28 protein-coding genes are annotated in these 24224 nt (G+C 29.9%); 3 read left to right on the top strand and 25 right to left on the bottom strand.

The annotated features are described in order from the left end of the window. Window positions 1-675 precede the first annotated feature (675 nt). The 21 genes from H0I32_RS16100 to H0I32_RS16200 form a co-directional block, all read right to left on the bottom strand. On the bottom strand, window positions 676-1794 hold the full coding sequence (locus tag H0I32_RS16100; RefSeq protein ID WP_179314905.1) for an SH3 domain-containing protein: 1119 nt from the start codon (window positions 1792-1794) through the stop codon (window positions 676-678). 147 nt (window positions 1795-1941) lie between these two features. Next, on the bottom strand, window positions 1942-2463 hold the full coding sequence (locus H0I32_RS16105) for a hypothetical protein (protein WP_179314906.1): 522 nt from the start codon (window positions 2461-2463) through the stop codon (window positions 1942-1944). Between the two features lie 791 nt (window positions 2464-3254). Further along, window positions 3255-4571 (bottom strand): thioredoxin family protein, encoded by a 1317-nt coding sequence (locus H0I32_RS16110; protein ID WP_179314847.1) that lies wholly within the window; start codon window positions 4569-4571, stop codon window positions 3255-3257. 308 nt (window positions 4572-4879) lie between these two features. Then, a complete protein-coding gene (locus tag H0I32_RS16115; RefSeq protein ID WP_179314846.1) occupies window positions 4880-5506 on the bottom strand; it encodes a hypothetical protein in 627 nt (208 codons plus the stop codon). A 184-nt stretch (window positions 5507-5690) separates the two neighbouring features. Next, window positions 5691-5882, bottom strand: coding sequence for a hypothetical protein (locus H0I32_RS16120; protein ID WP_179314845.1), 192 nt, complete (start codon window positions 5880-5882; stop codon window positions 5691-5693). A gap of 453 nt (window positions 5883-6335) precedes the next feature. Further along, on the bottom strand, window positions 6336-6557 hold the full coding sequence (locus H0I32_RS16125; protein WP_218747094.1) for a PLDc N-terminal domain-containing protein: 222 nt from the start codon (window positions 6555-6557) through the stop codon (window positions 6336-6338). Window positions 6558-6989: 432 nt separating this feature from the next. After that, window positions 6990-7898, bottom strand: coding sequence for a hypothetical protein (locus H0I32_RS16130; RefSeq protein WP_158850506.1), 909 nt, complete (start codon window positions 7896-7898; stop codon window positions 6990-6992). A 159-nt stretch (window positions 7899-8057) separates the two neighbouring features. Beyond that, complete coding sequence (locus H0I32_RS16135) at window positions 8058-8678, bottom strand: hypothetical protein (RefSeq protein ID WP_179314843.1); 621 nt, start codon at window positions 8676-8678, stop codon at window positions 8058-8060. 134 nt (window positions 8679-8812) lie between these two features. Continuing rightward, complete coding sequence (locus tag H0I32_RS16140; protein ID WP_179314916.1) at window positions 8813-9742, bottom strand: IS3 family transposase; 930 nt, start codon at window positions 9740-9742, stop codon at window positions 8813-8815. After that, window positions 9631-10065, bottom strand: a complete 435-nt coding sequence (locus tag H0I32_RS16145; protein ID WP_179314915.1) for a helix-turn-helix domain-containing protein — start codon at window positions 10063-10065, stop codon at window positions 9631-9633. Before H0I32_RS16145 ends, H0I32_RS16140 begins: the two co-directional genes overlap by 112 nt. A 195-nt stretch (window positions 10066-10260) precedes the next feature. Then, the gene (locus H0I32_RS16150; protein WP_179314862.1) at window positions 10261-11091 is read right to left on the bottom strand and encodes a trypsin-like peptidase domain-containing protein; all 831 of its coding nucleotides are present in this window, start codon (window positions 11089-11091) and stop codon (window positions 10261-10263) included. A 147-nt stretch (window positions 11092-11238) separates the two neighbouring features. After that, window positions 11239-12276, bottom strand: a complete 1038-nt coding sequence (locus H0I32_RS16155; protein WP_179314861.1) for a hypothetical protein — start codon at window positions 12274-12276, stop codon at window positions 11239-11241. Window positions 12277-12402: 126 nt separating this feature from the next. Continuing rightward, window positions 12403-12894, bottom strand: a complete 492-nt coding sequence (locus H0I32_RS16160; protein ID WP_179314860.1) for a hypothetical protein — start codon at window positions 12892-12894, stop codon at window positions 12403-12405. A gap of 18 nt (window positions 12895-12912) precedes the next feature. Continuing rightward, window positions 12913-13197, bottom strand: coding sequence for a hypothetical protein (locus H0I32_RS16165; RefSeq protein WP_179314859.1), 285 nt, complete (start codon window positions 13195-13197; stop codon window positions 12913-12915). A 161-nt stretch (window positions 13198-13358) separates the two neighbouring features. Then, a complete protein-coding gene (locus H0I32_RS16170) occupies window positions 13359-14165 on the bottom strand; it encodes a hypothetical protein (protein ID WP_179314858.1) in 807 nt (268 codons plus the stop codon). A 178-nt stretch (window positions 14166-14343) separates the two neighbouring features. Next, the gene (locus H0I32_RS16175) at window positions 14344-14568 is read right to left on the bottom strand and encodes a hypothetical protein (protein ID WP_179314857.1); all 225 of its coding nucleotides are present in this window, start codon (window positions 14566-14568) and stop codon (window positions 14344-14346) included. 6 nt (window positions 14569-14574) lie between these two features. Next, window positions 14575-15015, bottom strand: a complete 441-nt coding sequence (locus H0I32_RS16180) for a hypothetical protein (RefSeq protein WP_179314856.1) — start codon at window positions 15013-15015, stop codon at window positions 14575-14577. A 162-nt stretch (window positions 15016-15177) separates the two neighbouring features. Beyond that, a complete protein-coding gene (locus H0I32_RS16185; RefSeq protein WP_179314921.1) occupies window positions 15178-16086 on the bottom strand; it encodes an alpha/beta hydrolase in 909 nt (302 codons plus the stop codon). A 224-nt stretch (window positions 16087-16310) separates the two neighbouring features. After that, on the bottom strand, window positions 16311-16610 hold the full coding sequence (locus tag H0I32_RS16190) for a hypothetical protein (RefSeq protein ID WP_179314889.1): 300 nt from the start codon (window positions 16608-16610) through the stop codon (window positions 16311-16313). Window position 16611: 1 nt separating this feature from the next. After that, window positions 16612-17004, bottom strand: a complete 393-nt coding sequence (locus H0I32_RS16195; RefSeq protein ID WP_179314890.1) for an SMI1/KNR4 family protein — start codon at window positions 17002-17004, stop codon at window positions 16612-16614. A gap of 161 nt (window positions 17005-17165) precedes the next feature. Next, a complete protein-coding gene (locus tag H0I32_RS16200; RefSeq protein WP_179314891.1) occupies window positions 17166-18248 on the bottom strand; it encodes a toxin-antitoxin system YwqK family antitoxin in 1083 nt (360 codons plus the stop codon). A 195-nt stretch (window positions 18249-18443) separates the two neighbouring features. On the opposite strand from H0I32_RS16200, the gene H0I32_RS16205 reads away from it, so the two are divergent. Genes H0I32_RS16205 through H0I32_RS16215 form a run of 3 tightly spaced genes read left to right on the top strand, consistent with a single transcriptional unit; the run spans window position 18444 to window position 19642 of the window. Next, entirely contained in the window at window positions 18444-19019 is a 576-nt protein-coding gene (locus H0I32_RS16205; RefSeq protein WP_179314892.1) for a hypothetical protein, read from the top strand. Beyond that, window positions 19006-19230 (top strand): hypothetical protein, encoded by a 225-nt coding sequence (locus tag H0I32_RS16210; protein ID WP_179314893.1) that lies wholly within the window; start codon window positions 19006-19008, stop codon window positions 19228-19230. Before H0I32_RS16205 ends, H0I32_RS16210 begins: the two co-directional genes overlap by 14 nt. 1 nt (window position 19231) lies before the next feature. Further along, window positions 19232-19642 (top strand): protein-export chaperone SecB, encoded by a 411-nt coding sequence (locus tag H0I32_RS16215; protein WP_179314894.1) that lies wholly within the window; start codon window positions 19232-19234, stop codon window positions 19640-19642. A gap of 719 nt (window positions 19643-20361) precedes the next feature. Here the strand turns inward: H0I32_RS16215 and H0I32_RS16220 are convergent. The 4 genes from H0I32_RS16220 to H0I32_RS16235 all read right to left on the bottom strand — a co-directional run bounded on the left by H0I32_RS16220 (window position 20362) and on the right by H0I32_RS16235 (window position 23959). After that, entirely contained in the window at window positions 20362-20949 is a 588-nt protein-coding gene (locus H0I32_RS16220) for a hypothetical protein (protein WP_179314876.1), read from the bottom strand. Window positions 20950-21015: 66 nt separating this feature from the next. Then, complete coding sequence (locus H0I32_RS16225; RefSeq protein WP_179314877.1) at window positions 21016-22146, bottom strand: hypothetical protein; 1131 nt, start codon at window positions 22144-22146, stop codon at window positions 21016-21018. 142 nt (window positions 22147-22288) lie between these two features. Further along, window positions 22289-22756: a hypothetical protein gene (locus H0I32_RS16230; RefSeq protein ID WP_179314878.1), complete on the bottom strand. Its 468-nt coding sequence runs from the start codon at window positions 22754-22756 to the stop codon at window positions 22289-22291. A gap of 165 nt (window positions 22757-22921) precedes the next feature. Further along, window positions 22922-23959 carry a hypothetical protein gene (locus H0I32_RS16235; RefSeq protein ID WP_179314879.1) on the bottom strand — a complete coding sequence of 346 codons (1038 nt, stop codon included), beginning with the start codon at window positions 23957-23959 and terminating at the stop codon, window positions 22922-22924. Window positions 23960-24224: the final 265 nt, after the last annotated feature.

Consider the following 24224-nt stretch of genomic DNA (forward strand, 5'->3'; position numbering starts at 1 on the left):
ACCCGTGAATATTCCGCAGGAATATTCGCAAGTAGAGAAGAATAAAGCAATTAATTATACACGGTGTTGGCATTTCGTTGTTTTTATTCCGAGTTATTCTTATTCGGCTTAATTCCGTTTTTAGTTTTTCCAGCGTTTGAGTGAATTCGGTTAGCGATTTATTCCACAAACTTTTTCAATTCCGATTGAGTGAGCAATTCCGCAACTTGCTAAATTCCGCAATCAATTCGGGTTTTGTTTTTCAGTTCAGTTTCCGATTCCGCAAACTAGCTAAAAGTCGGACATAAAATTATTTTTTATTTAGTCAGATATTGATTTTTTCTTTTCCTTATTTTCAGTAATAAATATTTTTATTAAAGCTGCAATAAGTAAAAGTGTAGAACCTATAAATAACCAAAAACTAAATGAATCAATATTGAAATTTAAGTAACCAAAATTCAAGATATTTAAAATCATAGCTATGATAACTAATATTGAGGAAAAATTTCTTTTAATCATAGATATTTCAATTTGAGTGCGTTCTGTCAATGAATGCCAACGTGTTTGTGTATGGTTAGTTGCGTGGTTTAGCAACTAAGTTAGCAAACTTTTACGAACCCGTGAATATTCCGCAGGAATATTCGCAAGTAGAGAAGAAAACAGCAATTAATTATACACGGTGTTGGCAACAGTATTTTATTCAATTGTCGCTTTTAAATACCTCTCATTTGTTAGTTTTCCTGAATCATTTATAAAGTCATATACTCTAAGTGCAAATGAGTTATCACTTATCCAAACTAATTCTTTTATTTTCCATTTATTGTTGAAATAATATAACTTTTTTGAAAAGTTAATTTCATTGTTTTCTATCGTGTAAATTGAAATTTCAGATTGTATATCGTAACTATCTGATGCATAAAAAGCTATTAAATTCTTGCTTTTTGATAATAAGGGCATCTCATAACTATCATCAAAGTTAGATGAAATACCATATAATTTGTCAGTTTTCGAATTTAATAACGCTAATAATCCTACACCTGAGCCTATCCTTTCTATTCCGTATAAATTTAGGTTGTCTAAATAACCTTTATAATAATAACATCCGAACCCATTATTATAATCACAAGGTATTTTTATTGATGAATTCAATGTATTTAGAATGAAATACTTCCCTGATATAGTTTTAAACTCTGAATCAATAGTTATTTGACTTTTATAGTTTGATTGAAATTCTTTGAATTGTTTGACAGAAATTTTATTAAAATTGATGTTGAGATTTGAAGACGCATTTTCTGACCAAATAATTTTATCCCAAAGTTCGGAAATGGATTTGATTTTCTTCTTATTTTTATTTACAATTAGTGAATCAGACAAATATCCATTAAAAACATAACCAAAATATTTAAACTCAAAATGAGTGGTATTTCTATCATCTACATCTATTTTTGATTTAACCTTAACCCATTGACCATTTAATTCTTCTCCATTCTCGTTGATTTGAAATTCTATTCCTGTTTTTTCAAGAATTGTTAATTCCGTTCCAAAATCGAAAGCTCCAAGTTTGATTGAGTTTATATCTGGTTTTTCTCGATATGTAAGTCCGTTGAGTGCTGACACATATTTTTTTTCAATTTTGAGAAGATTTGTCAAGCTGTCAGATTCAGTTTCGGTAGATAATTTTTCTGAAATTGGTTTATCTTTAGTTTGGATTGAGTCAATTTGTTGAATTGTCTTGGTTTTTTCAAACGGGTTATTTTTGTTTTTGCAACTACATAAACAAAGAAGAATTATGATATGTAAAAGGGTGTTTCTCATATTGTTGCCAACGTGTTTGTGTATGGTTAGTTGCGTGGTTTAGCAACTAAGTTAGCAAACTTTTACGAACCCGTGAAAATTCCGCAGGAATTTTCGCAAGTAAGCCTAAAAAAGCAATTAATTATACACGGTGTTGGCATTAGTTTTTTATTCCGCTAAATATTTGTCAAATGTTTCTTCAAAATTCAGCTTGATATTTTTGTCATCCGAAACAGAAAGTCCGCAACCACCTTCAAAGATTGTCAAAAACGATTTCTCATAATAAAATCGGATATATGTAAAGACTTCCTTTTGTCCTTTTATCTTATTCTCATTTATTGTAAACTCATCCTTTTCAATTCCGTATTCACATTTCAGGATTGGTTTATTAATTAATTTTCCGAGATTTCCATTTTCTTTAACTTCATAAACTTGCCATAAATCAGGTTCGTTTCGTAAGTCGTTCTTTTTGAGTCTTTGTTTAAGTTCCGAAAGTTGGTTGAGATTTATTTTTATATGGTCTCCATCGAAATCCCCTTCAATTTCCATAAACATATCAAATTCGGAAAACGTTATGAAAAAAGTCCAAGGAAGGTAAACGTCATTATCTTTATTTTCATTTAAATCCACTTGATAAATTTTATCAACTGTTTTTCCTACGATTTGTTTAATGAAGTTGTTAGATTTCAATTTTGTGTTCGTTTTTCAAATTAATGCCAACGTGATTGTGTATGGTTAGTTGCGTGGTTAAGCACCTAATTTAGTAAACATTTACGAACCTGTGAATATTCCGCAGGAATATTCGCAAGTAGTGAAGAACAAAGCAATTAATTATACACGGTGTTGGCAGCCGTGCTTATTTTTTTAATCCTGCGTTGTTGCTAATCAGACACGCATTTTCCACACAGCTTGTATATCCTGCGCTATATTTTTAATATCTAGGAAACTTATCAAATTTCAGTTCTCGTGTTTAATGAATTAGATAATTATTCCAATTTAGTTCCGCAAGAAATTAAAATTTCCGACTCCATTTTTTCTGATTTTACTTACTTAAAAGTCAAAAAAAAAAAATCGCGAAAAAGTAACTAGGCTTTTTTATTGCGATGTAGCTATTTTTTCAACCGTAATTTTCCGTTCTGCTTAATTCCTGCGTTGTGATTTTCATTCCAACGTTTTGAAATTCCAATTTTATTTTATTCTCAAAATTTAGATTTGTATAAGTTCCAATTTAGAGTTGGACTTTGCCGCACACGCATTGCTGCCAACGTGTTTGTGTATGGTTAGTTGCGTGTTTCAGCAACTAATTTAGTAAACAAAAACGAACGCGAGAAAATTCCGAAGTAATTTTCCAAATAAGCAACGACCAAAGCAATTAATTATACGCGTTGTTGGCATTTCGTTGTTTTTCAGTTTTTAATTCCACAACTGGTTTAATAGTGCATTCAGTTCAGCCTTTACGGTCAATTCTTCTACTAGCTTTTCTATAAAGATAGTAACAAACTAACTCCAAAGCCTCTATTGTTTTGTTTTCCATTTATGTATTTAAAAACATCTTGGATGCCATGTTCATAATAGAGTTCTAATTCTAATTCGTTATGAGACCCAATATAATGTGACAAACCAAACCTAACTCCGTAGTCGTCATTTCTTAATCCTTTATCAGCTTTATTTAATTTATATGCATAATAAGGAGAGACCATTGCTCTTATACCTCCTTGTGTATTAATTAAAGAGCCATTAAGAACTTTAACTCCAAAATCAAAAGGGATTCTTAAATAATTAATTGAAAAATCTTCATAGCCTTTAGAATTAAATCCTATTCCTGTTCTAAAAAGAAAGCGATTGTCAATTTCTTTAGAATAAAATAAATCAGCAGTAAATCCTGTTCTAGAATTTAAAGATGAATTACCAATGTTGTTTTTTACAGCTCCTAAGCGTAATCCCAATCCAGGGTCTATTTCTTTGGTTTTTGTTTTAGGTTTTTCGAGTTCTTTAGGAATAATGGTTTCTTCTGGAGTTAGAAACTCAACAAAAACATCTTTTTTTCTAGAACCAGTTTGAGTTTTTATTATTTTATTTTCTGGAGTTAATAATACGTAAAAAGGAATTCCGCTATTATTATACTGTTTTGCTAATTTTGTTCCTTTTTGAGTATCTCTATTAATTTCTAAGGCAATATAATTAGTTTTAATTATAGTTCTAACACTTTCATCTGTATGAATAATTTTTTTCATCCAATTACAAGGTCCGCACCATGGAGCAGTAAAAAATAAAAGTACATTTTTGTTTTCTTGTTTTGCTTTAATAAATCCATTGTCTAAAGACATATTTGAAAATTGAGAATCAACCTTTTCTATTGGCCTAATCTCAACACGATAAGCTAATGTTATACTTCCTCTTGGTTGGCCTTTCCAGCTTCCATTGGCTTCTTTTTCTATTTTTAAATCAATAACATTTGAAGATTTATCTAGAGGAGGAAAGAAAAGTTTATAACTTATTTCGTTTTGATTGTTGAGAGTTGTTTTAGTGTCAAGAGAAATCCCTTCACTTTTTATAACAAACTTTTTCTTGTTACTGTTTTCATCAGATATATAAATAGTTCTAGGGACTTTTATCCAATTTTTTTCTTTGTTTTTACTTGTTATATGTAGAATAGTTTCATTATCCGTTAATTCAATTTTTGTGATTTCTGTATACTTTTTATAATAAGAACCATACTTTGGGTTTTCAATGATTTCTTGAGAAAATAGGTTTGTACATAAAGTCGCAAAGAAATAAAGTAATAATTGTTTTTTCATAATTTGATGTTTAGGCTAATTAAAAGCCTTTTTTGGTGTAAGAAATTATTTTAAAATAGTTTTAACTTTTTTAACCAATTTTAACAAAAAGTCTTAGTGTTTTTGATTTGGTCAGTCAGATGTTTAGTTGCAGAATTAATCACATATGAGTGAGTTCCGCAATGAATGCCAACGTGTTTGTGTATGGTTAGTTGCGTGGTTTAGCAACTAAGTTAGCAAACTTTTACGAACCTGTGAATATTCCGCAGGAATATTCGCAAGTAGAGAAGAACAAAGCAATTAATTATACACGGTGTTACCACCAGTAATTATTTCAGAGATACTTGAATTCGTTTGTTTTCAGGCTCTATTTGAATCCAATTTCTGTTTTCTCGTTTAGGAATACATTCTATCAAACTCAATCCGTTTTTATAATTATCAACTGACTGTTTTCCAAATTTAATTTTCATTTCATAAATTCCTTGTCCTCCTTTTCCAATCCAAGCTCGTGTTACAATTGATTTATTTTTCTCAATATTCTCTTTAGACAAACTTTTTAAGTCGTAAGGAAAGCAATCAACTCCATCACACCAAAAACCTTGAACACTTTCAATTCCTAAATTGTCAAAATCAAGTCTGTATTCCAAATGTGAGCAAAATTCACTATTAAAAACAGGTTCTTTAAAATTATAATTGAACGCACCGCATTTCTGACATTCAGTATTTTCAGATTCTAATTCATCATTTTTGCAACGATTACATTTTCCGTATTCACTATTTATGTGTGAAATAATGACTTTCGCTTCTTTATGGCTAATTCCGAAATCGTCAATAATTTTTTTAACTGCAAATAGTTTTAAATCCTGCTTAACCATTCCCCAAATTTCAAACTTTTGTTCTTCCGACAAATTCAGTTCGTTTATTTCATTTCCGCATTTTTTGCAGTTCAGTTTCATTTGAGTGGTCTTATTGGTGGTAACGTGTTTGTGTATGGTTAGTTGCGTGGTTTAGCAACTAAGTTAGCAAACTTTTACGAACCTGAGAATATTCCGAAGGAATATTCCAGATGAGCAGACACAAAGCAATTAATTATACACGGTGTTGGCATTTCGTTGTTTTTATTCAGTTTTATTTTTTTCTTTATCTGCTTGTTTTTTTTAGGTTATTTCTGGTCATAAGTCCCATAAATATTCCAAAAAATAATGCATTCAATATAAATCTCCATATTCTGAAATCTTCACCGTCAGAATAGTCAAATCCAGTCATAAGTCCAGCATAAACAATTCCAGAAAACAAACCTGATTTTATTATTGCTTTTGTCTGCGTATTCATATTTTTTTAAATTCCTTTTTTAGGTTAAATTTATTTCCAATTGAGTGAGAAATTCCGCATTCAATTTGGGTTTTGCTTTTCAATTCAGTTTCCGATTCCGTAAACGAGCTAAAAGTCAAACGTTTTAATTCACTCACTTTTTTTTATACAACTTTAAATTTCCATTTACCTTTTTGTCAAAATAGTGTTTTTTTAGTTTTTTAACAACTTGTAATTCTGTCAAATTTTAACCCTTTTGCATAATTTTCAATTTAATGTCTTTTAAATCACTAATAAATTTCATTTTAACGGTTCTGCTCAATGAATGCCAACGTGTTTGTGTATGGTTAGTTGCGTGGTTTAGCAACTAAGTTAGCAAACTTTTACGAACCCGTGAATATTCCGCAGGAATATTCGCAAGTAAGCTCAATGAAGCAATTAATTATACACGGTGTTAGCTTTTAGTGCTTTATATCAGTCTAATTTCATTTTCTCGTTTTTTCCAATGAATAAGTACAATAACGAACCTATAAATGGGATAAATATGATTACTAAAATCCAAATTAGCTTGTCATTTTGAACGAACTTATTCTTTAAAATATCAATCAAACAATAAATCCAAAGTCCAATTGATAGAAGAACTAAAGCTTGCCATATAAAAAGTCCTATTGAGAAATCATTAATTAGGTTATCCATATTTTATTTTTTTTATTTCTATTTTGTGCTTCAATTCCACAAGCTTGATAATATTCCGATTATATTTTTTATTCAGCAGAGTAGAAGTCCAGCGTATTTTTATTCATTTCCAGTTTACGATTCCGCATTTTTGTCAAATTCCGCACAGTAATTCAGTCAGGTTTTGAGTGAGTTTCCGCAAATTTTTAAAATTCCACAAGACAGTTTTTCTGAATTATCTTGCTTAAAGTTAAAAAATTGAATCGTAAAACCATACTTTTTTTATTTCCGCAAACTTGCTCTAGCATTAAAGCTAACGTGATTGTGTATGGTTAGTTGCGTGTTTAAGCAACTAATTTAGTAAACTTTTACGAACCCGTGAAAATTCCGCAGGAATTTTCGCAAGTAGAGAAGAAAACAGCAATTAATTATACACGGTGTTGTACACAGTTTTTATTGGTTCGTTGAATATAAAATATATGGAAACTCTTCCTCGTCCATATCAGAATAGCTTTCTAAAACATTTGAATTAGAGAAATTAAAAAGATATTCATTTGTGAATTCGTTACCATTTACATTATTTTCGTTTTTTTCAATAACCTTTGTTACATTATTCTCAGATAAATATGCTGGTCCGATGTATGGCATAAAAACTGATACTGCAATAAAAAGGTCTTTATATGGATTTTCTTTATTATCGTAGAAATATTTATAAGTATAACTGTAATTAGTTCCACTTGTGTGTTCTACTCTTGTAACGTTTGAAAAAGTAGAATCATAGTAAAATTTTTGGTGACCAAAACTAACATCAAAACCTCTTCCTCGATGGTCATTATAAATTTCCTTAATTTTTCCGTTTGGATAATAACCAAAGTAGTTTTCCTCAACGAAATAGTCATTATCCATAAAAATACTTTTTAGAAGTCCATTATTGTTGTAGTTAAATGTGTAAGTTTTTATAACTTCATATTCATTACAAAGATTAGTTCTTGTTGACACAATTGACTCAATAAGATTCTCAAGATTGTAATGGAAGACAAAAATGTTCTTTTCACAGCCTGAATAATGTGGTAAATAAAAAGTCATTTTAGAAAGTCTGTTTGTGTCTTCTATATATTCAAATTCCCAATATCTTTCCGCTGGTTCAGGAAAGTTATCAAACATTTGTAGTAAAACATTTTGAATATTTTTATCAAAACTTCCTTTTGCAATATCATTTAATATAGTTTCAGGCTCTTCTAATTCAAAGCCTAATTCAGCGTGTGTTAAAGAACTGTTGTCTATTTCAATTGATTCATATCCATCATCTTTGTCACATCCAAAAAAGATAGTCAGAATTAACAGTGTTAATATTTTTTTCATTTTCGTAGTCAAATTGTGTACAACGTGTTTGTGTATGGTTAGTTGCGTGGTTTAGCAACTAAGTTAGCAAACTTTTACGAACCTGTGAATATTCCGCAGGAATATTCGCAAGTAGGGAAGAACAAAGCAATTAATTATACACGGTGTTGTAAGCAGTTTTTATTGTCCGTAAATCGCTGCTAAAATCAACGGAATTGTTATCAAAACTGATATTATTGCTGGTTTTACCCAACTTCTTTTTCTGTGTTCAAACTCTTTTCCGATAAATTTATTCCAAAAATATTCTGTCAAAATTCCTCCTCCTGCAATATTAAAAATCAAAGCAATATTACCTCCAATGTTTAGCAAGTTTACAACGACAAGCGTAATAATCGTATATAAAATTCCAAAAATCAAAACTTGAATTCTTCCATTTTGATTGTCGGTTTGCTTCATATTGTACATTAGTAAAACTGCTCCGAAAATCGTTGAGAATAATCCAGAAAACACCATAATTACTTTTTTAGAATGAAGTTCAGGTGCATTTGGGTCGTCCGTTATATTGTCTTTCTTTTTGTCTTCTTCGATAATTTTTTCGCGAGCGACTTCCTTTTTCTTCTTTTCGATTTTAATTTCGTTTTCCACAGATTCCAATTCAGGTGTTTTTCCGTTTCTTTCTTTTAAAATGTGAATTGAAGCAGCAATAGCTTGTTCGTTATAGTTTTTTTTGTTTTCTAAAATGTATTCTAATTCCGAGTCAGTTTTATGTTGGAATTTTTCAATAAATATATTTTCGCTCATTATTTGATTTGGTTCGATTTTGTTGGTGTATTATACTGATATAGGTTGACTCTTTTTGGTTAATATTTAGACGTTCAAAAGATTTTTTTTTCAGCGGTTTAGAAGGCAAAAAATAGTTTGAACTAGGTCAGTTCTTAAATCGTAAGTTCAGGTAAATTTACATTATTTTTTCGATAGGATTTGTATTTGATGTTTGGATTCAGATGGACTTCAGTAGGTTTTCTGAGATCCAGGCTAAAATGGGTTCTTAAATTGTTATAAATATAGACGGCTTGTTGTGTCATTTTTTTTGCTAATTCAGTGTTTTTAATGGTTTGTTTTAATCCATATTCATATTTAAGAGTTCTATTAATGCGTTCAGCAACAGCATTTTCGTAAGGATCGTATTGTTCAGTCATACTCATTGTAATTCCATTACCTTCAGCAAACTGTGTGTATTTGGGGTTGCAGTATTGGAAACCTCTATCCGAATGATGGATAAGCTTTAGATTGGGATATTTTCTATTTTTAATAGCCATAGCGAGCGCATCTGTGCAAAGTGATGTTCTCATATGGTTGTCGAGTTTATATCCCATAATCTGCTTAGAATAAGCATCTGTAACAATGGCTAAATAATTATGACCGTATTGTGTTTTAATATAAGTGATATCGCTGACCCAAAGTTGTTCAGGACGAGTAGGGACATGGTCTTTTACCAGGTTTTTATATTTTTTGTACATATGGTTTGAGTTTGTAGTGGTAATGTAATTTTTTGTTTTAGGAATTAAAAGGTTATTTAGTTTGAGGAAGCGATAGAACTTGTCTCTACCAATTTTAATATCAGCGCTTATAAATTCTCGTTTAAGTTCTTTATGTAGCTTAATACCACCAGTTTTTGAGCCTACTTTTTTACGGTAGTCTTTGACCATTTTAATCATTTTTTGATGATCTATTTCTTTTTTCTGTTGAGTTCTTAGTCTTTTGTAGAAGGCTTGTTTATATATCCCAAAACATCCATAGAGCCATTTTCTTTTATACGCTGTTTTTTCTTTAACTCTATCTCTTTTGCTAATGTTTTGGGTAATGACTTTTTTGACATATCGACTCCTGTAATAAGTTCCATGTCAGCTATAATGTCTTGTTGAAAGTCTTTTTGAAACTCAAGTTCTTCAATCTTTTCCTTTAACTTTTTAATTTCATCGTTTTTACTCATACCCGTATTTTGTTGTACTAAAGTACTGTATTTTCTTAACCAATAGGTAATGGTTGTTCGAGGGATATCGTATTTTTTTGAAGCTTGGTTGTTTGAAAGCTGACCATTTAAGATTTGGTCAACGACTAAAAGTTTGGTCTCTAAAGTGGCTTTTTGGTAACTTTTTTTTCGCCAGTGTTCATTTTGTGTTTTCATAAGTGACTGTAATTAATTGCTTAATTTTTAGTCAACCTATTTCAGGAAAATTCATTGGTCAAATGTTGCACAACGGTCTTGTGTATGGTTAGTTGCGTGTTTAAGCAACTAATTTAGTAAACTTTTACGAACCCGTGAATATTCCGCAGGAATATTCGCAAGTAAGCTCAATAAAGCAATTAATTATACACGGTGTTAGCTACAGGCATATTCTATTATTGGTAATAAACATTCTTTAAACTTCCAAACAATTCCTAGTTCGGCTTCATACTCATCTTTTTCTTGTCTGTCTCTACCAGAATATACTCCTACTAATCCTATTCTACCTTGACTAAGTGTAATTGCTGTCGCTGAAGGAATTTGTTTAATATCATTATCTTTTTTAATTACAGGTGAACCTGACATTCCAGATTTAGTTTTCCCATCGATATAAAATAAGGGTAACGAGCTGAACATATTTGGTTCAGACGCAATAGTTGCGCCTTTGTATATTGGTAACTTATTTGGCGTAGTACTTGTTTTTAATGGAAACCCTGTTACAAATACATCATCCATTACTCTAAGTTTTACGTCTTTTGAAATTTCTTCGTCAATATTAAAAGAAGTCAATTCGAAACTAGTATTAGCTAATTCTGATGTTATATCTAGAACTACAACATCAATTTCACTGCCAGATGTTGGATGTTCATACCACTTAGGAATATTATTAAATATTTTTTCATCACCTTCACCTTCTGAATTATAGATTTCTAATTCTTTAATTGCAAGTTCATACCAAGAAGAAGTTGATTCTGTTTGTTTAATGCTGTGAACAAACAAATTTAAAAAACAAGGAATGGCGCCTGATGAATGTAAATTTTCTTTTGTTTGGAAATTTTTGAGAGTTACAATATGCCAATTAGTAACTAAAAATGTTTTCTCATCCTTTTTGCATAAAAAACCAGACCCCCATGTCAGATGAGCTTTAGTGTTTTCGGCTAGAACTTCAATTCTAACACATTTCAATGAATTTTCGTTTATTGTCATTTTTTTGCTTGTAGCTAACGTTGTTGTGTATGGTTAGTTGCGTGGTTAAGCAACTAATTTAGTAAACTTTTACGAACCCGTGAATATTCCGCAGGAATATTCGCAAGTAGGGAAGAACCTAGCAATTAATTATACACGGTGTTAGCTTTAGTTATTCCACATTTTCTTGTATTCCTTCATTTGTTTCATTTCGTTACTCATAAAGCTTTTGTCGTTTCTTTGTTCTCGCATTTGATTAATAGTATTAACACAAGCTAATACACCAGTTTTATACCAAGGGAACTCATTTGCCAAGGAATTGAGCTTAGCCATTGCTCTTAATGTTTCTCCTTTTGAGTTAAGGAAAACAGAATGTTCATATCTAAATACGGGACACCAATAATATTCTTCTGCAAGCTTTTCCCAAGTCTCAATATCACAATCTCCTTGTAGTAAAAAAGAAACTGCAAAAACAGAAGAATCTATGTAATTAGGCGAAAACATAAAATAATTTAGTAACGCAATACTTTTTTCTTCTGACTCTTTAATTCTCTTTTCAAGTACTTCATTGAAAATTTTGTGTGACAGTTCCTTATCGTTTTCTGAATTTGAAAGATGTAGAACATTTGCATATTCTATTTTAACTATATCCAAATCAGGTCTTAATTCATAAGCACCTTTGGCATATCGTAAAGCATTATCATAAGAGTCCATTGCCCGATATAATTTTGATAAGGCAACAACTAACCGAATGTCTTGAAAATCATCATTTGTAATGTTTGTTTTTTGAAATTCAATAGCTTTCAAACCATATCTGTCTTTAGTATAGCGTTCTATAATTTGCCATTTCTGTAATTTTGCAAACTCTGATTCATCCCAATGTTGAAAAAGTACCGACCTTCTATCCCAAACAGATTTAATCTGTTGCCATTCAGCGAATGTTCCTCCAAATGCTTCGTGCTCTTCATAAACAGTTCCATCTGTATCCGTTAAATTCAGGTCAGTTTGTAATTCAGGATTTGAATAATATCTATTTAAAGAATCGTAAAGCTCTATTTTGAATTCTTCAGGTGTGTTAGAACTACTTGACATTTGTTTCATCATTCTTAGAAACTCTTGTTGTGCTTCTTTTGGTAAACCAGTACTTTCAAATTTCTCAGTTTTCTTTTTTTTAGTCTTGCCAAATAATTTTTTGAATATGCTCATTTGTTCATTTTAATTAAAGCTAACGTGTTTGTGTATGGTTAGTGGCGTGTTTAAGCAACTAAGTTAGCAAATAAAAACCGAATAGAAAATCCGCGAGGATTTTCGTAAGTAGACGAGAACTAGCCATTAATTATACATGTTGTTGTGTACAGTGCTTTTGTTCATTTTTATAGTTTTCCATAAAATCATAATTCCGATTAATGCTATTAGTAAACCGCCAATTAAAAAAGCCATTCCATAACCTTCAGCGAATATTCCGCAAAAGTAATTCAGATATCTGTTTATTATTCCATCTGAGTAAATTCCAGTAGCAGATATTCCAAATGTCAAAATGAGAACTACCATTGAATTTATGATTCCGAATTTGTTTTTCCAGTTTATAAGTCCAACTATTAAAATTCCTATTATTAGACTTGCTAGAGTCCAGTATGCTTGGTTAGCAAAAAAATCTCCAGCTCTTACATCAGTCAGAGATTCAAATTTTTCCCAATCCTCGCTCATTAAAGCATCGAATTGATTTCCGTTATATGCCACGTACAATCGGTCAATTCCGCTTATGATAAAAATCAGAGCGAAACATTCTAATAAAATCAGTTTTAAGTTAAATTCCTTTATCATTTTCGGCATTGTAAACAATTAACTAAAAATTTTATCATAGAAGGCAAAAGCAACTGCAACTAATACAATTACAATAAACCAAAACCTAAGACCTTGGCGTTTTGTATTTATGGCTTCAGTGTATTTTTTTTCAAATCCATACTTTTTAAATCTTTCTAATTCTGTTAGCGACAACTCATCATCTTGACCAAAAGGTTGTCGGTTAAAGAACGGCAAAAAGAAAAAAGTCATCCATTCCGAGTGAGTTAGAGAAGCGTTTTTTCGTTTTATTTCATTTTCTTTATCAAGATTTTTCTCAATCATTTTAAGTTTTTCTGCATTGTACACAACGTGTTTGTATATGGTTTGTTGCGTGTTTCAAGCAACTAATTTAGTAAATAATTACCGACAAAGAAAGTCCGAGAGGACTTTCGTAAGTAAGCAAGAAGCCAGCAATAAATTATATACGGTGTTGGCAACTGGCTTTATTTAGTTAAAAATTTAATTCGGTCCGCAAGGAAGTGAGTAAATTCCAAAACCTCTTTCGGTATATTTTCAGTTTCTTCAAAATCGTCCAAATCAAATACTTTTAAATTTCCGTTCTCTTTTATAAATTCCAGATAATATCCGCAACCATCTGTACAGTCAGGACATCCAAATCTTTCTTTGTCAGTTTTCCAATTATAAAGAGTCTCTGGGATTTTTTCCGCAATGTCATTAGCAATTTTGAGTTCTTTTTCTTGATTTAGGTCAGTCTTGAATTCAAGTTTACTTTCTAAATTAAAATACGAATCTTCAAAATCCGCCGAAAGAGTGGGCTCATTTTTGTCCATTATTAAGCGAAACATTGGCGCACAATTTGCATCACATTCTCCGCAATACCTGCCAAAAATGACTTGTTTAAATTTTAATGGTTCAGTTTTGATTTTAGAATCCCAAATTGTATTTATGAAAGTTGAATCAGATAAAGAATAAGTCCAATCTTTCTTTTCTTTTATTAAATTTCTATTTGTTCTAAACTTTCTTATTGAATCATTTTTGAGTTTTACTATTATCCAAAATTCAGGTCCCATTTTATAAAGTCCTCCAGACGTTGCATTATTCCATTCTTTTACAAAAAATTCAGTTTGTTCATTATTCAAACGAATTGAGTCGGTTTCGTTAAGTCTTTTTTTTATATGAATATTATCTACTAATTCAAGTTCGATTTTTGTTTGTTCGTGAATTGGTTTTTTAGAATCAACGCAACTTGATAAAATTACAAAAGTCAATATAAAAGTGAAGATTTTCATTTTTTTGCGTTCTGTTTTTAGCTTGTTGCCAACGTGATTGTGTATGGTTAGTTGCGTGGTTAAGCAACTAAGTTAGCAAACATTTACGAACCCGTGAATATTCCGCAGGAATATTCGCAAGTAGGGAAGAAAACAGCAATTAATTATACACGGTGTTGTACGCAGGCTTTTCGCTACTTTATATTAAACTCGATATTTGAATTAACATTGAAATTCCATAAATGATTGATATAATAATTATCGCTTTTTTTATTGTCATTCCGTGTTTGTTCGTCCAATTCAAGTATTCAGATTTTTTAGATTCAGAAACTTTCCAATTTCCATTTGCGTATTTAAAACCGAAGTACATTAAAATAGTAAAAACTAAAATACCAATTAGCGATGTCAATATTGATGGTTCCATTTAATTTCATTCAGTTACTAATTCCGATTTATTATTTTCTTTATTAATTAGATATAAAACTCTGCCGAAATACATTAAAAATGGAATTCCGCTTCCAAGTGTTATTGCAAAAAGAAAACTGTCATATTCCCAAGTTCCATAACAAACAAAAAGGAATGAAATCAGCATTAAAGTCAGTCCGATATAAATCCAGTTCTTTTTAGTCAAAATATTTTTTGAAAACAATAGTCCAATTGAAATCAGTTTTCCAATAAGTGAAACAATGGCTATCAAAAATAAACTACTTTCATAAGGGTAGTTTTTATCGAATTCAAATCCATACTCGATTATATTCCGAACGCCTAAATATTCAATCAATATCATTATTCCATAACCGTGTCCTGACGGAATTCCAATCAGAATTATCGAGTTGAGAATTAATGTTATTATTATAGCTCTTTTTATCAATTTGAGTTCGTTTTTCAGCTTGCGTACAACGTGTTTGTGTATGGTTAGTTGCGTGGTTAAGCACCTAAGTTAGTAAACTTTAACGAACCCGTGAAAATTCCGCAGGAATTTTCGCAAGTAGGCTAGAACCTAGCAATTAATTATACACGGTGTTGGCAGTAGTTATTTTTTATATGTAAAGAGTAATCCATCATAAATAGCTCTTGATAAAATCGAATTATGATTAGCTTCTTCATATGCTTTTAGACTATAATTAAAATTATTTTTATTAAGACTTTCTATAATAGTATTCAGTTTTTCATTTGATTCGGTTGTTCTTTTAATTTCTAATTTCCCATAGCTTAAAAATAACTGATGAAATTCTGACGACTTTTTAAATTCGTCAAACAAACCTTCTTTTAGAACCTCATTTTCGTTCCAAAAAAGAGGTCCGGAAATTAAGATGTAATCATCTATAAGGTTTGGTTTTTTTTGTATTAAGTATGTACCAAAAAGTGCACCAAGTGAATGTCCTAAAAGGCCTTTTCTTTTATTTAAATTAGGATATTCTTTTTCTATAAAAGGAAATAATTTTCCAGATAGGAATTCAATAAAATTATCTGCACCACCAGTCGTTTCAGAGTTTTTTAGAACTGCATTTTCTCCAGATCCTGATTTTAATATGGGCTTAATACCTTTTGAAATTAAAGCTTTAAATTTCTTACTTAATTTATATTTAGTAGGTGTGAAATCCATGACTCTTTGTTTATTAAAGTCAAACTCGTTTCCTTCAATTGAAATTCCTATTAAAACAATATCTTCTACGTATTCAGATCTATTCAAAACATTGTACGAACCTGTGACAATATCTGATATAAACCACGCATCTAGATAATAGAGAACATTATAACTTCTCTTGTTATCATAATTAGGTGGAAAAGTAATTTTGATTAAATAATCTTGATTTTCAGATGAAATTTTGTGTGATTCGATTATGTTACTTTCTCTTATTTCTTGACCTAGGATGGGAATAATTGTCAAAATATTTAAAATGACTGTTAAGTAAAAAGTGGATGTTTTTTTCTTATTCATAATTTTAATTCAGCGATTTTTTTAAATGTGATGTCTTTATTGATAGTCAAAAAGTTAATATCTTGTACAGTTCTCTCTAATTACTGCCAACCGTGATTGTATAAGATTAGTTGCGTGTTTTAAGCACTAAAGTTAGCAAATAAATCACAGATAGAAAGTCCGCGAGGACTTTCGTAAACTGGCTAAAACCAGCAATTAATTTTATACGGTGTTGTGCATAGTTTTTATTCTTTATCAATAATTTTAGGTTCAGAACTCTTTAACTTTAGATTTTGTTTTAATAAATATTCTTTTTCTCTTCCATTTCCTCCGCAAACAGAACATCTTACTTTAATCTGCGAGCTAAATTCTTTTTCGTTATATTCTTTTATACAAGTTTTACAACTATTATCGTTTTGAAAACCACTTAAACACACACCAGTTCCTTCACAATGTCTACAAGTCCATTTGTCAATATTAAACCTGAACATTATCATTTTAAGAGGTTTGTCAAGTTGGTTTAAAATCCATTGTAAAATATCCATTCTAATTTTCTAATTCGTTAATTGATTCTGCAATTTTTTCTATTTGACCAATTTCGTGATTCCAGAAATAAACTTGGTCAGTCAAAATTCTGTTTCCGCTGTGAGTCAATATAATTAAATTTCCATAACCGTCAGAACCGATAGCAATTCCATTTTCTGGAAATCCATTCCATTCACGAGCATTTTTAGTTTCAAGTCCAATGTGATTACAAGTCCGACTTATTCTTTTTCGGTCAGATTTGTCAAAAAAAGGAAAAAGTTCAAATTCATATTCGTCCGTCACTAATTCTCCTCCATTTGATTTAATCATACGTTTTTTAAATTCAGATGGGAATTTTACGTTCAATTCCGATTCAGTTTCTTTTATATATTTTTCGTCTAATGGAAATGGCATTTTGCGGTTTGGTTAAATTATGCACAACGTGTTTGTGTATGGTTAGTTGCGTGGTTAAGCAATTAAGTTAGTAAACATTTACGAACCCGTGAATATTCCGCAGGAATATTCGCAAGTAAGCTCAATGAAGCAATTAATTATACACGGTGTTGTGTGTAGTTTTATTTTATAATAGAATCAACTATTACTCCACTTTCAGCTATTAATGTTTTAATAATTATCCCTTTTTTATCAAAAAAATAAATATTATCAGTTAAGTATTTATTTTTAGCTTTTAATTCTTGCTTTTTTTCTCCTGTTTCATAGTACTCAATATATTTTCCATTAAGCATATTGTTCTTTAACTGCATCCATTCTTTTATGTTTTCGTTTTCATAATATGTAATAGAAACCCCATTGAGTTTATCATTTTTAACGTCACTTTCTGTTTTGAGTTTGCCGTTTGAATAATAAGTAAACTCTTTGCCATTTGATATTTTTGAAATAGTATCCAATGATACAAGAGTCAATTTTTCTAATGCACCATTTTCATAAAAATACATTGAAGTGTCTTTAACGATTCCATACCACGAGTTTGCCCAAAATCTTTTGGAACCAGTAGAATAAAATTGTTCAATTTTTCCATGGATTTTACCATCTTTAATAAAATGCTTTTCATCAATTTTACCATTTTCGTGATATATAATTCCTTCTCCTAGTTCAATACCATTATTCCAATTAGAAATACTTTTAAGATTTCCATTCTGCCAGAAATCTTTAATTACACCTTGTAACTCTCCATTGTTATATTCAGCAATTTGCTTTATGTTTATTCCATCTTCATAGTAATAATTCCACTTTCCTTGTTTTTTATTTTTTTCTACTAAACCTTCTGAATGAAGAGTGCCAAGATTGGAATAGTAACCTTGAAAGTAGCCATTTTTATATATTTCTTTATAAATTGAATCAGATTTATATGTTTTAATGCGCGTTAACTTTTGGTCTTTATTGTAGAAATTATAAATTCTATTATGAAAGCTATCTAAAACTATTAGTTCTAAAAACTTATTACCATTTGGAAAAAAATAGGTTGAATGAGATTTAGGAAGTTCTTTTTGAAAATTAGGCTTTATCTTTAACCATTCGCCAGATTTTCCATCTTCTTTATAATAGACAAAGTTTTCATTTCTGAATCTATCATCAGAAATATCATCTTTACATGAAAGCAAGATTATCGAAAGTAGTAAGTAATATGTTATTTTCAATTCAGTATGTTGGTTTGATTTTTAATTACACACAACGTGGTTGTATATGGAAAGTAGCGTGTAAGTATACACATACTTTTCCGACTAAAATAACGTTATTAAATAAGCAAAGCAAATTTGTTAGAAATAGAATTAGCTATTTTTTATATACGTTGTTGCCAGTAGTTTTTATATTTTTGTTCTAAATTTTCATAAATGTTATTACAATTTAGTGGTTTTCACGGAACAAGTGTAAATGCTGCAAAACAAATAGTAAGTTCTAATTATGAATCGTCAATAGGTGATGATGAATGGTTAGGGAATGGTGTTTATTTTTTTGTAAATGGCATTAGCTCTAAACCAGAAGAACAAGCTAAAAAGTGGTCTATAGCTGAGGCTTGGGATAAAAACAAACAGGTTAATAAGTATAAAAGTTATTGTGTTATTAATTCTGTTATTGAAGTTGAAGAAGGTAATTTTTTAGATTTAACTAAAGAAGAAGGTGTTGAACTACTAACTTATATTAGTGAATGTTTTGAAAGAAAAATTAGAAAACTTAACAAAAGATTTAAACCAATAGATGGATTATTAGTTAACTTAGCAAGAGATGAAGGTATTTTACCAATAGATGTTGTTAAAGGGAATTTTTACATTAAATTTGCAAAAGAAAGAATTAAAAACATTACATTGAGAACTTCTAATTGTACAATATGTACAGTTTATGAACCAATTAAAAATATAACTAGTTCTAATATTATAGAAATAGGGGATATAAAAGATGAAACTAAATAAAGAAATAAAGAATCGAATAGACCAATACTTTGAAAACATAAGTCCAGAGGAACTATATTTTAAAGCAATTGGTAAATATGGTTTTGAAGAAGATTTAGATTTTGAAATTGACAATCAATTATTTGATACGGTCGGTCAGACCTTCTATTGTTCAAATTCTGATAATAGCGTAGATACTAATGATATGGAATCTTTACTCTTAGCTGCTTAATATGAAAATTCAATTAGAAAATTGGAAAGTTATTAACGTAAACTTTTCGTCAATTAAAGATGAGCCAAGAGAGAATAATTCTTTTGACTTATCTACTGGTCACTTTTTTCCTAAAGAGACGAAAAATTCTTTTGGTGTTGGATTTGAAATAGAAGTTAAGGATAAATTTTTTGATTTATTTGTTGAGGCTATTTTTATGTTTAAACTAAATGATGATATTACTGAAGAATTTAAACTTTCTAATTTCCCAAAAATCAATGCACCAGCAATAGCTTTTCCATTTTTAAGAGCATATGTTTCAAATTTAACTTTACAATCGGGTTATGACCCAGTAATTCTGCCTTCTATTAATTTTGTTCAGTTCGTAAAAGATAAGGAAGAATCCGTTAAAAGCGAAGAGTCTGCTGATTAGTCAAATTACTGGCAACGTTGTTGTGTATGGTTAGTTGCGTGGTTAAGCAACTAAGTTAATAAACATTTACGAACCCGTGAATATTCCGCAGGAATATTCGCAAGTAGAGAAGAATAAAGCAATTAATTATACACGGTGTTGGCATTTCGTTGTTTTTATTCCGAGTTATTCTTATTCGGCTTAATTCCGTTTTTAGTTTTTCCAGCGTTTGAGTGAATTCGGTTAGCGATTTATTCCACAAACTTTTTCAATTCCGATTGAGTGAGCAATTCCGCAACTTGCTAAATTCCGCAATCAATTCGGGTTTTGTTTTTCAGTTCAGTTTCCGATTCCGCAAACTAGCTAAAAGTCGGACATAAAATTATTTTTTATTTAGTCAGATATTGATTTTTTCTTTTCCTTATTTTCAGTAATAAATATTTTTATTAAAGCTGCAATAAGTAAAAGTGTAGAACCTATAAATAACCAAAAACTAAATGAATCAATATTGAAATTTAAGTAACCAAAATTCAAGATATTTAAAATCATAGCTATGATAACTAATATTGAGGAAAAATTTCTTTTAATCATAGATATTTCAATTTGAGTGCGTTCTGTCAATGAATGCCAACGGTTTTGTGTATGGTTAGTTGCGTGGTTAAGCAACTAATTTAGCAAATAAATCACAGATAGAATATTCCGCAGGAATGTTCGCAAGTAGTGAAGAACAAAGCAATTAATTATACACGGTGTTGTGCTTTCGTACTTTTTTTCATTAGGTAAATTTTATGTTTTTCCGCTAATTTAAATTCTCCGCTAGATTCTATGTTTCTCATTGATTTCAAATATCCTAATCTAGAATGTCCTTCTACGAGTTGGAAGGGTTTCTTTAATTCACTCCAACTTGGTAATTCCACATTCAGAGAATTAATATCCAAAATAATAGGCGGTATTTTCCACGTTCCATTTGTTTTCCAATAGTCAATATCTTCATCTATACAGCAGAAATCTTCGATATTATTAAGACTAGCTCTTTGATTCACATACGATTGGAATTGTTCAATCACGTAAAGTTTATTTAATGACTCAAAATCCCAAGAAACTAATTCAAATTCAATAAAGTCAAAATTAATCCAAGAATAATTTTTTAAAGTTTTATGATTTTTGTGATGTGGATGAATCCATTGTTCATAAACTTCTTTTGGAAATTCTCCTAATTCAAATTTCGTTTCACAAATTCGGTTATAATATTCCGAGAAATACTCTTGATTTCCGCCATTATTTTCATTCGGTTTTAATTCCAACCAAGTTCGATGAATTAGTGTCATTTCGGTTTTTTGGGTATGAAGCACAACGTGTTTGTGTATGGTTAGTTGCGTGGTTTAGCGACTAAGTTAGTAAACATTTATGAACCCGTGAAAATTCCGCAGGAATTTTCGCAAGTAGGCTAGAAGCAGGCAATTAACTATACACGGTGTTAGGTGCAGGCTTTTGTATCCATAATATTTGTATTCATATGATGTCTCAGAGTAAGAATTTTTACAATAGGTGATATTTCCTTTTTTATCAAATGCTTTGTCTTCTTTTTCAGTTTGAAGGTCATTTGGACTGTAATGATATTCTTCGAATAAATCTCTTTCTGTCATTTGCTCAAATTCTGACTTATAAATCAGTTGATTATTTTCGTCATATTTGTAACCATTGACATACTTATCATTTAAGGTGCCTTCTTTAAAATATGGTTGATACACGTATGTGGACTTGCGCACGAGGTTTTCATTGGTATCATATTTGTAAAATGTTGCTGAGTCAAAAAAATCAATACTCAAATGATTTTCTACCTCTTTAGAGTTTATATCAGTCTTGAAAGCATCTATTTGATTTGATATCCCCTTAAAATCTTTTAAAATCTCTATATAATTTCGAGCACTTAAATCGGTATTGTTTCCGGGTTTATAAAATCTTATTTTTTGAACAATTTTATCATTAGAATACTTGTAGTATTTGTAGCCGACAAGTAAACCGTTAGAATCATAATGCTTCCAACTTGCTTTTTTATTTTTAACGTTATAGGTGTTAATTTCAGTTTCTATAAGATTATTTTCCTTATCATATTTTATGCTTTTTAATAAGTTTCCATATTTGTCATAATCATAGTTAATCAAGCATACCAATGTTTTTAGTTCTTTTAATTTTCCTTTTTCATCGAATGACCTATTTACTTCAGCAACTATTTTGTCATTTACATCTTTAATAATTCTATATATTACATTGTCAAATTCATCAGTAATAATCTTATGCTTTTCAAGTAATTTCCTTTCTTTATTATACATTTCTAAATGAGTAATACAAGTCTTGTTTTTATAACTCTTTTTAATAAACATACTCAAATAGTTGTCATAGTAAGAGAATACTTTTTTTTTGATTACTCTGCCTAAAGTATCATACCAAATTTCAGAGGACAAATTTCCTTCTTTAATCTGTCGACAAAATTTTACATTTCCTTTTAAATCTTCTTGTTGCATTTCGTTCTCAGCTTGCACCTAACGGTTACGTATAAGAATAGTGCGTTTTTGTGTGCGAGGATTTTCCGTAGGAAAATCAGATGTAACAAAAATGCACTAACTCTTGTTTAAGCACTAATCTACGCATTATTTTTATGCGATGTTAGGGCAAGTTATTATTTCCGTTAATATCATCTTTAGTTTTTAAAATTCCGTCACTACCTTTTGAGATAAGGACGTAACCAAGTCCATTTTGAGTTTGTTCATAGAAGAACTCGTTGTTCCAGTAATCAGACGTAATATTTTTCCTTAAAGGATTATTTCTAATTATTATATTCAGTTTTTCAGGATAGATTCCAAGTGAGCTTTTTTCATTTTCAAGAATTATTTCAATCTCAGCTATTTTTTCAGAAGCTTTTTTTGTTCCATAATTAGAAAAGAAGAAATGTCCAATTACTAATTTTGCTATTAACATAAAAACCATAAAAATGCCGAATGCTTTCCATGTAGGATGAATCATTATTTTTTTCGGAAGTTTATTTTCCTTTTCAAATTCACGTCTGGCTTTTTTCCGCTTAGCAAATTTATAATCTTCACGCCATAAAAGTAATTCTCCAATGATATCTAACATTCTGTTTTTTTCTCAAATTTGCCCTAACGGTCTTGTGTATGATTAGTTGCGTGGTTCAGCAACTAATTTAGCAAACTTTTACGAACCCGTGAAAATTCCGCAGGAATATTCGCAAGTAAGCTCAATGAAGCAATTAATTATACACGGTGTTAGGCAACGTAATTTTTATTCATAATATTCTATTTCGAATGTCGTTATTGCTGATATTTTTCCATCTTGATAGAATATAAATTCTTTCCAATTTCCCTTTTCGTCATACTTTATTTTTTGTTCGAATTGGGTCGTACCATTATCTCTTACTTGTTTAATGTGAATTTGCTCATTTTTATCGTTGTAGAAATATAATTGTTTAGGTTCGGAAGTATGTACACCTAAATCTTTTTCGATTAATCGTTGTTTCTCATCATATTTATAAGCAAGATTAGTATAGCCATACTTTTCTTTAACTACTTTTCCATATTTGTCATATTCGAATGTGTTGGGATTTAAACCCTGATGTTTAAGGTAAGAAATAGTTCTGCCTAAAGAATCTTTAATAGTAACATCTTTGCCTGAATATTTATATGGTTTATTACTATTTAGTGAAACATTGCCATATATATGAACTTTATATTTTTTATAGGAATAATTTAAACTATCAAAATATTCTGTCATGGTTTCTTCTTCTAAAATATATTCGTCATCCTTTTTTTTGTAAATCATTTTTTTGATTAGACTATCTCCATAATATTCAAAAGTTCTTTTAACGTCGACTTTATAAGTATTTTTTTTAAAGGTTAAAAGTGTCTCTGTTTCTTTAAGTTTTTTGTTTTCACCATATAGATTAATAATTTTTTTGTAAATAACTCCATTGAAATTAAAAAAATCACATTGAATGGAATCTTCATTTTTTGTAATTTTCAATGAGTAATTTAAATCGTTTGCTCGATTGAATTTATAAGTGCTTTTGTTTACTAACTTCCCTGATTCGTCAAATGTTAAATCGTAATATTTTATTTTTTTTCCATCGAACATTTTTACTATGGATGGTTTTGTCTCGTATGCAGAGATAGACTTAATTTTTCCTTTTATTCCAAAAGAGTCTTTATTCTTATACAGAAGTTCATTATGTTCAGAAAAAATATCTGATGGATAATTTAATTGTTGTGATAAAATTGTATTTGATATAGTAAATATTAGTAGTAAAGTTATTTTTAATCGCATTTCTGTTTTTTTATGTTGCCTAACGTGTTTGTGTATGGTTAGTTACGTGGTTTGGTAGCTAATTTAGCAAACTTTTACGGACCAGAGAAAATTCCGCAGGAATTTTCGTAAGTAAGCCTAAAAAAGCAATTAATTATACACGGTGTTAGCAGCCGGCTTTTAAATTCCACACAGTTTAATTAGACATCTATATCATTGATTTTAGCGTATAACTCCGTTTTTGGTGTCTAACTACGTTCAGATTGGTTTTTTCACGTTCAGATCG

Origin of the sequence: Winogradskyella sp. HaHa_3_26 (assembly GCF_019278425.1) — a bacterium.
Classification (GTDB): domain Bacteria; phylum Bacteroidota; class Bacteroidia; order Flavobacteriales; family Flavobacteriaceae; genus Winogradskyella; species Winogradskyella undariae.